The sequence below is a fragment of the Streptococcus suis genome, from assembly GCF_002964045.1.
Taxonomy (GTDB): Bacteria; Bacillota; Bacilli; order Lactobacillales; family Streptococcaceae; genus Streptococcus; species Streptococcus suis_U.
On the sequence record NZ_POPB01000160.1, the window covers coordinates 1 to 2,219 of the forward strand.

4 protein-coding genes are annotated in these 2,219 nt (G+C 42.9%); all 4 read left to right on the top strand.

From position 1 onward, the window contains the following. Nucleotides 1-83 precede the first annotated feature (83 nt). The 4 genes from C1E99_RS00975 to C1E99_RS00990 are packed head-to-tail and all read left to right on the top strand — an operon-like array spanning nucleotide 84 to nucleotide 2,163. Nucleotides 84-269 carry a hypothetical protein gene (locus tag C1E99_RS00975; RefSeq protein WP_105140478.1) on the top strand — a complete coding sequence of 62 codons (186 nt, stop codon included), beginning with the start codon at nucleotides 84-86 and terminating at the stop codon, nucleotides 267-269. Beyond that, nucleotides 250-600 (top strand): IS66 family insertion sequence element accessory protein TnpB, encoded by a 351-nt coding sequence (gene tnpB / locus C1E99_RS00980; protein WP_024407179.1) that lies wholly within the window; start codon nucleotides 250-252, stop codon nucleotides 598-600. Before C1E99_RS00975 ends, tnpB begins: the two co-directional genes overlap by 20 nt. A gap of 50 nt (nucleotides 601-650) precedes the next feature. Beyond that, nucleotides 651-857: a transposase gene (locus C1E99_RS00985; protein WP_105126552.1), complete on the top strand. Its 207-nt coding sequence runs from the start codon at nucleotides 651-653 to the stop codon at nucleotides 855-857. After that, the gene (locus C1E99_RS00990; protein WP_105206339.1) at nucleotides 811-2,163 is read left to right on the top strand and encodes an IS66-like element short variant transposase; all 1,353 of its coding nucleotides are present in this window, start codon (nucleotides 811-813) and stop codon (nucleotides 2,161-2,163) included. The genes C1E99_RS00985 and C1E99_RS00990 overlap by 47 nt, the downstream gene beginning before the upstream one ends. Nucleotides 2,164-2,219 lie beyond the last annotated feature (56 nt).

Consider the following 2,219-nt stretch of genomic DNA (forward strand, 5'->3'; position numbering starts at 1 on the left):
GTAACCGCCCAATAACAAGGTATCTATCTAATCACTCCCTCCTCCTGTATACTGTTATAAAAAACATAACTGGAGGATTTATTATGTCACAGCCCATCGTCCCATTGACTGTTCCCCAATCTAGACACTTTGAGAAGAAAGGCAGAAACGATATTCTGATGAAGATTCGTCTCGAAAAAGTAGAACTCACTTTCTTTCACTCTATCAACCAAGAGGTATTGGAAACAATCTTGGATAAGGTACTGTTCTATGACAATCCGGCTCAGTGATTTAGGTCAAGTCTATTTGGTTTGCGGGAAAACAGATATGCGTCAAGGGATTGATTCTCTCGCCTACCTTGTCAAAAGTCAATTCAATCTGGATCCCTTTTCAGGTCAGGTCTATCTCTTCTGCGGAGGTCGAAAAGACCGGTTCAAAGCTCTTTACTGGGATGGACAGGGATTTTGGTTATTGTATAAACGTTTTGAAAATGGGAAATTGACCTGGCCAAACAATGAAGAGGAGGTTAAAGCCCTCACTTCCGAACAGGTGGACTGGCTCATGAAAGGTTTTTCTATCAGTCCAAAAATAAATGTTTCAAAAAGTCGTGATTTCTATTGAAATCATGGCTTTTCTTTGTGTATAATAAGACAAAAAGAAGGAGATTGGTTATGTCATCACTAGAAAAAATTATTGAAACACAGTCAAAAACGATAGAGATGATGGCTAATGAACTCACTCTCCTTCGTGAACAGGTTGAGTATCTGAGACAGAAACTCTACGGAAAATCATCAGAGAAGGTTGTGTATCAACCCGGTCAGCTGAGCTTGTTTGGGGAGGAAAGTCTCCCTGAAGAAGAAGCTGACTTACCCAGTTGAAACAGAAACGATTACCTATAAACGCAAGAAAGCTAAGGGAGTTCGTCAGGCTATTTTTAGTCAGTTCACTCCAGAGATTGTTCATCACGAACTGCAGGGTGAAGACTGCACTTGTCCAGACTGTCATGGACAGTTGAAAGAGATTGGTTCTACTGTTCAACGACAAGAGTTGGTCTTTATTCCCGCACAATTAAAGCGGATTGACCATGTTCAACACGCATACAAGTGTCAGGCATGTAGTCAGAAGAATCTAAGCGATAAGATTATCAAGGCTCCCGTTCCTAAGGCACCTTTGGCACACAGCTTGGGTTCGGCTTCTATTATCGCCCATACTATTCATCAGAAGTTCAATCTTAAGGTGCCCAATTACCGTCAGGAAGAGGACTGGCATAAGCTTGGTCTGCCAATCAGTCGGAAGGAAATAGCCAACTGGCACATCAAGTCTAGTCAGTATTATTTCGAACCAATTTATGACCTGTTGCACGAGAAATTGTTGGAGCAGCCTATTCTTCATGCGGATGAGACCTCCTACAAGGTCTTAGAAAATGATAGTGAGTTAACCTTCTACTGGACCTTCTTGTCTGGTAAGCATGAGAAAAAGGGTATCACCCTCTATCATCACGACAAACGACGGAGTGGCTTAGTTGTGGAGAAATTTCTTGGGGACTATGCGGGCTACGTTCATTGTGACATGTGGAGTGCTTATCGTCAATTAGACAAGGCTCAGCTGGTTGGCTGTTGGGCTCACGTCAGACGAAAGTTTTTTGAGGCGACTCCTAAGAAGACCGACAAGACTTCATTAGGAGCCAAGGGATTAGCCTATTGCGACCGCCTATTTGCCTTAGAGAATGACTGGGCTGACTTGTCTAGCGAGGAGCGACTGCATAAACGCCAGACAGAGTTGGCTCCCTTGATGGACGAATTCTTTGACTGGTGTCGTGAGCAATCTGTTTTGCCAGGCTCCAAATTGGGCACTGCAATAGAGTATAGCCTCAACTACGAAACCACTTTCCGAACCGTTCTCTCGGACGGTGACTTAGTCTTGTCTAACAATATGGCTGAGAGGGCAATGAAGACCTTAGTGATTGGCAGAAAAAATTGGTTATTCTCTCAGAGCTTTGAGGGAGCCAAATCGACAGCTGTCATTCTGAGTCTTTTAGAAACAGCTAAGCGACACGGACTTGATGCAGAGAAATATATGAACTATCTTCTAGAACACTTACCTAATGAGGAGACACTCGCAAAAAAGGAGGTGCTGGAGGCTTATTTGCCATGGAAGGAAAAAATTAAGAGAGCATGTAAATAGAAAAAGGTTCCAGAGTCGATAGGACTTTGGAGCCTTTTCAATATACTTTGTTATTG

What these genes read in the sequence shown, in the direction of transcription:
- C1E99_RS00975 (WP_105140478.1), top strand. Translation starts at nt 84, where the DNA reads ATGTCACAGCCCATCGTCCCATTGACTGTTCCCCAATCTAGACACTTT.
- tnpB (WP_024407179.1), top strand. Translation starts at nt 250, where the DNA reads ATGACAATCCGGCTCAGTGATTTAGGTCAAGTCTATTTGGTTTGCGGG.
- C1E99_RS00985 (WP_105126552.1), top strand. Translation starts at nt 651, where the DNA reads ATGTCATCACTAGAAAAAATTATTGAAACACAGTCAAAAACGATAGAG.